This is a genomic window from Streptomyces capoamus, from assembly GCF_014654935.1.
Taxonomy (GTDB): domain Bacteria; phylum Actinomycetota; class Actinomycetes; order Streptomycetales; family Streptomycetaceae; genus Streptomyces; species Streptomyces capoamus.
In genome coordinates this window covers 102,877-108,509 of the sequence record NZ_BNBF01000021.1, presented here as the reverse complement: position 1 = coordinate 108,509, position 5,633 = coordinate 102,877, and the positions used below count along the sequence as shown (strand labels likewise).

The 5,633-nt window shown below is 72.6% G+C and carries 6 protein-coding genes; all 6 read left to right on the top strand.

Annotated elements, in window-relative coordinates; genetic code table 11:
• On the top strand, window positions 1–637 hold a 637-nt coding region (locus tag IE312_RS28640; RefSeq protein WP_229900537.1), incomplete at its 5' end, for a dihydrodipicolinate synthase family protein.
• A complete protein-coding gene (araD, locus tag IE312_RS28635) occupies window positions 634–2,367 on the top strand; it encodes an L-arabinonate dehydratase (RefSeq protein ID WP_189985195.1) in 1,734 nt (577 codons plus the stop codon). The genes IE312_RS28640 and araD, both read left to right, overlap by 4 nt.
• Before the next feature lie 115 nt (window positions 2,368–2,482).
• Window positions 2,483–3,418: a carbohydrate ABC transporter permease gene (locus IE312_RS28630; RefSeq protein ID WP_189985194.1), complete on the top strand. Its 936-nt coding sequence runs from the start codon at window positions 2,483–2,485 to the stop codon at window positions 3,416–3,418.
• Window positions 3,415–4,299 (top strand): carbohydrate ABC transporter permease, encoded by an 885-nt coding sequence (locus tag IE312_RS28625; RefSeq protein ID WP_189985193.1) that lies wholly within the window; start codon window positions 3,415–3,417, stop codon window positions 4,297–4,299. The genes IE312_RS28630 and IE312_RS28625 overlap by 4 nt, the downstream gene beginning before the upstream one ends.
• The gene (locus IE312_RS28620) at window positions 4,296–5,438 is read left to right on the top strand and encodes a Gfo/Idh/MocA family protein (RefSeq protein WP_189985192.1); all 1,143 of its coding nucleotides are present in this window, start codon (window positions 4,296–4,298) and stop codon (window positions 5,436–5,438) included. The genes IE312_RS28625 and IE312_RS28620 overlap by 4 nt, the downstream gene beginning before the upstream one ends.
• A partial coding sequence (locus tag IE312_RS42205) for a DUF6807 family protein (RefSeq protein ID WP_229900536.1) occupies window positions 5,435–5,633 on the top strand: 199 nt, incomplete at its 3' end. The genes IE312_RS28620 and IE312_RS42205, both read left to right, overlap by 4 nt.

The window sequence follows — 5,633 nt, the reverse complement described above, 5'->3', positions numbered from 1 at the left end:
GCCCACCGCGATCGCCTCCGCCCGGCACGCCCGCGACCACGGCGCCGCCATGGTCATGGTCCACCAGCCGGTGCACCCCTACGTCTCGGCGGCCGGCTGGGTCGACTACCACCGGGCCATCGCCGAGGCCGTCCCCGACCTGGGCGTGGTGCCCTACCTGCGCAACGCGCAGCTGCCCGGCGCCCGGCTCGCCGAACTCGCCGGCCACTGCCCGAACGTCATCGGCGTCAAGTACGCCGTCCCGGACGCCGCCCGGTTCGCCGCCTTCGCCCGGGACGCGGGCCTGGACCGCTTCGTCTGGATCGCCGGCCTCGCCGAACCGTACGCCCCGTCCTACTTCTCCGCCGGCGCCACCGGCTTCACCTCCGGACTCGTGAACGTCGCCCCGGCCGTCTCGCTGAACATGATCGAGGCGCTGCGCGCCGGCGACTACCCGGCCGCCATGAAGGTCTGGGAGCAGATCCGCCGCTTCGAGGAACTGCGTGCCGCGCACGGCAACGCCAACAACGTCACCGTCGTCAAGGAGGCCCTCGCCGCGCTCGGCCTGTGCCGCCGGGACGTCCGCCCGCCGAGCAGGCCGCTGCCCGAGGCCGAGCGCGCCGAGGTCGCCGGCATCGCCGCCGGGTGGTCCATATGACCGCACCCCGCAAGAAGCCCGAGGACCTGCGCAGCCACCAGTGGTACGGCACCGACGGGCTCCGCTCCTTCAGCCACCGCGCCCGCACCCGCCAGCTCGGCTACCTGCCCGAGGAGCACCTCGGCAAGCCGGTCGTCGCGATCCTCAACACCTGGTCGGACATCAACCCCTGCCACGTCCACCTCCGCGACCGCGCGCAGGCCGTCAAGCGCGGGGTGTGGCAGGCGGGCGGCTTCCCGCTGGAGTTCCCGGTCTCCACCCTGAGCGAGACCTTCCAGAAGCCGACCCCCATGCTCTACCGCAACCTGCTCGCGATGGAGACCGAGGAGCTGCTGCGCTCCTACCCGGTCGACGGCGCGGTGCTGATGGGCGGCTGCGACAAGTCCACGCCCGCGCTGCTGATGGGCGCCGCCTCCGTCGGCCTGCCCGCCGTCTTCGTGCCGGCCGGCCCGATGCTGCCGGGCCACTGGCGCGGTGCGGTCCTCGGCTCCGGCACCGACATGTGGAAGTACTGGGACGACAAGCGGGCCGGTCTCATCGGCGACTGCGAGATGACCGAGCTGGAGAGCGGTCTGGCCCGCTCGCCCGGCCACTGCATGACGATGGGTACGGCGTCCACGCTCACCGCCGCGGCCGAGGCGCTCGGGGTGACCGTACCGGGCGCGTCCAGCATCCCGGCGGTGGACTCCGGGCACGACCGGATGGCGGCGAGGGCGGGCATGACCGCCGTAGAACTGGTCCACCGGGACCGCACGCTGTCCGACGTCCTCACCCGGGAGGCCTTCGAGGACGCCGTCACCACCGTGCTGGGCCTCGGCGGCTCCACCAACGCCGTGATCCACCTGATCGCCATGGCCGGCCGGGCGGGCGTCCGGCTCACCCTGGACGACTTCGACCGCATCGCCCGCACGGTCCCGGTCCTCGCCGACGTCCGCCCCGGCGGCCGGAAGTACCTGATGGAGGACTTCCACTTCGCCGGCGGCCTGCCCGGCTTCCTGTCGCGGATCACCGACCTGCTCCACCTGGACCGGCCGACGGTGTCGCACGACACCCTGCGCGAGCAGCTGCGGGGCGCCCGCGTCCACGACGACGACGTCATCCGCACCCGGGAGAACCCGGTCGCGAGCGAGGGCGGGGTCGCCGTACTGCGCGGCAACCTGTGCCCGGACGGCGCGGTCATCAAGCACATCTCCGCCGAACCCCGCCTGCTCCAGCACACCGGGCCGGCCGTCGTCTTCGACGACTACCGGACCATGCAGCGCACCATCGACGACCCGTCGCTCGGCATCACCGCCGACCACGTCCTGGTGCTGCGCAACGCCGGGCCCAGGGGCGGTCCGGGCATGCCCGAGTACGGCATGCTGCCGATCCCGGACCACCTGCTCAAGCAGGGCGTGCGGGACATGGTCCGCATCTCCGACGCCCGGATGAGCGGCACGAGTTACGGCGCCTGCGTCCTGCACGTCGCCCCCGAGTCGTACATCGGCGGCCCGCTGGCGCTGGTGCGCACCGGTGACCTCATCACCCTGGACGTCGGGGCCCGCAGCCTCCGCCTCCACGTGGCGGACGCGGAGCTGGACCGCAGGCGGGCCGAGTGGACCCCGCCGCCCGCCCGGTACGAGCGCGGCTACGGCGCCCTCTACGACGAGCAGATCACCCAGGCCGACACCGGCTGCGACTTCGAGTTCCTGGCCCGTCCGGGCATCGTGCCGGACCCGTACGCCGGCTGACAGGCACCGGCGGTACCGCTCACGCGCAGTACCGACACTCACGCACGTACAAGGAGCAAGCGCTTCCTGCGCCCGTTGTGACCGCCCCACCGCCCACTGTGAACGGAGAACAGTCATGGCCCAAGCCGCAGCCGTGGCGAAACCGGCCGCGCCACCCCGGCGGCGCCGTGCCTCCGCGACCCCGCGCAGGCTGCCGTACCTGCTGATCGCCCCGGCGGGCCTGCTGATGCTGGGCTTCATCGCCTACCCGGTGCTCAGCGTCTTCTACTACAGCCTGCAGGACTACAACCCCACCAAACCGTGGCGGAACGGCTTCGCGGGCCTCGGCAACTTCACCCGGGCCTTCGCCCACGACCCCCAGTTCCGGGACACGCTGACCTTCAGCGCCCAGTGGGTCGTGGTCGAGGTCGGGCTGCAGCTGCTCTTCGGCCTGGCGCTGGCGCTCATCGTCAACCAGACCTTCGCCGGGCGGGCCCTGGGCCGCGCGCTCGTCTTCTCGCCTTGGGCCGTCTCCGGCGTGCTGACCTCCGCGATCTGGGTGCTGCTGTACAACTCCCAGACCGGCATCACCCGGTACCTGGCGGACGCGGGGCTGGGCTCCTACGGCACCAGCTGGCTGTCGGACACCTCCACGGTGTTCCCGGCCGCGGTGGTCGCCGACCTGTGGCGCGGGGTGCCGTTCTTCGCGATCCTCATCCTCGCCGACCTCCAGTCCGTCTCCCGGGACCTGTACGAGGCCGCCGAGGTGGACGGGGCGAGCCGGCTCAAGCAGTTCTGGCACATCACCCTGCCCCACCTGAAGGACGCCGTCGTCCTGTCCACGCTGCTGCGCGCGGTGTGGGAGTTCAACAACGTCGACCTGCTGTACACGCTGACGGGCGGCGGGCCCGCCGGGGAGACCACGACCCTCCCCCTCTACATCGCCAACACCAGCGTCGACGCCCACGACTTCGGCTACGCCTCCGCGCTGACCACGGTGGCGTTCGTGATCCTGCTCTTCTGCTCGATCGTCTACCTGCGGCTGAGCAAGTTCGGAGGCGACTCCAAGTGATCACCGAGATCGCTCCCGCGCCCGAGCGGGTCGCGGACGAGCCCGTCCGGCCCGGCGGCAGGCGCCGCGCCTGGGACGAGGTCCCGCGCTGGCAGATCTACGTCCCCCTGACCGGCTACCTCGTCTTCACCCTGGTCCCCTTCTACTGGATCCTGCTCTTCGCGCTCCGCCCGGCCGGCTCCACCTCGCTGGTGCCCTGGCCGATGACCTCCGAGCACTTCGAGAAGGTGTGGACGGAGCGCAGCTTCGGCACCTACTTCGCCAACAGCGTCTACGTCGGCCTCGCCACCCTGGTGCTGACCACCGTGGTCGCCCTGGCCGGCGGCTACGCGCTCGCCCGCTTCGACTTCCGGCTCAAGCGCGGCTTCCTGCTGGCCCTGCTGTGCTCCCAGTTCGTGCCGGGCGCGCTGCTGCTGGTGCCGCTGTTCCAGATCTTCGCCAGGCTGTCGATGATCAACTCCCTCGGCAGTGTCGTCATCGCCGAGACCGTCTTCCAGCTGCCGCTGTCGATGATCCTGATCAGCGGGTTCATCCGGAACGTGCCGTACTCCCTGGAGGAGGCCGCCTGGGTGGACGGCTGCAACCGGTTCACCGCCTTCCGGATCGTCGTGCTGCCGCTGCTGCGGCCCGGGCTGATCGCCGTCGGCTCCTTCGCCTTCGTGCACGCCTGGAACCACTTCCTGTTCGCCCTGATGTTCCTGTCCGACCCGGGCAAGCAGACCATCCCGGTCGGCCTCAACACCCTGATGAGCGCGGACAGCGTCGACCTGGGCGCCCTGGCGGCCGGCGGTATCGTCGCGGCCGTACCGGTGGTGATCGTGTTCGCCTTCATCCAGAAGTGGCTGATCACCGGCTTCAGCGCGGGGGCGGTGAAGGGATGAGCGTGCCCGTCGTCCTGGCCGGGGCCCGCGGGCACGGCCGCCGGCACCTCGCCAACATCCGCCGGCTCCAGGCCGCGGGACTGCTGCGGCTGGCCGGCATCTGCGAACTGACCCCGCTGAGCGGGGCGGAGATCCCCGAGGGGCTCGGCACGCCCGCGCAGTCCGCCGACCTCGGCGCGCTCCTGGACGCCACCGGCGCCCGGATCGCGGTCGTCTGCACCCCGATCCCCACCCACACCGACCTGGCCCTCACCGCCGCCGCGCGCGGGGTGCACCTGCTGCTGGAGAAGCCGCCCGCGCCCTCGTACGCCGAGTTCCGCCGCATGACCGACGGGGTCGCGCGGGCCGGGGTGGCCTGCCAGATCGGCTTCCAGTCGCTCGGCTCGCACGCGCTGCCCGCGATCCGGCGGCTCGTCGCCGAGGGCGCGATCGGCGAGGTCACCGGGGTCGGCGGAGCGGGGGCCTGGGCCCGCGACGAGGCCTACTACCGGCGGGCGCCCTGGGCGGGCCGGCGGCGGCTGAACGGCGCCGATGTCGTCGACGGTGTCCTCACCAACCCCCTCGCGCACGCCGTCGCCACCGGCCTCGCACTGCTCGGCACCACCCGCGCCGAGGACGTCACCGGCATCGAGACCGAGCTGCTGCGCGCCAACGCCATCGAGTCCGACGACACCTCCTGCGTCCGCGTCCGCACCCCGCGCGGACCGGTCACCGTCGCGGCCACCCTGTGCGCCGAACACCCCGGCGAGCCCTACCTGGTGGTGCACGGCAGCAGCGGCCGGATCACCTTCTGGTACAAGCAGGACCGCGTCCTGCTCCAGCGCACCGGCCACGGCCCGGAGGAGACCGAGTACGGCCGCACGGATCTGTTGGAGAACCTGCTCGACCACCTGGCGGGCGGTTCCGCGCTGCTGGTCCCGCCGGACGGGACCGGCGCCTTCATGCGGGTCGTGGAGGCCGTGCGGACCGCCCCCGACCCGGCGCCGCTGCCCGAGCACGCCTGGCGGCTGCTGCCCGGCGAACACCGCCGGATCGTGCCCGGTGTCGACGCCCTGGTCGCCGCGGCCGCCGACACCCTCGCCCTCTACTCCGAACTGGGCTCCTCCTGGGCCCCGCCGGACGAGGTGAGCACCCGATGACATCCGCCGACAACCTGGTCCTGCGGGTCGCCGGCCGCCCGGTCGGCCGTTACGTCACCCGGCCCGAACTGCCCGCCCGGCTCGCCCCGCGCCCCTACCTGCACCCCGTCACCACCCTGGCAGGCACGGCGGTCACCGAAGTGGGCCCCGCCGACCACGCACACCACCTCGGCGTCGGTGTCGCCGTTCCCGACG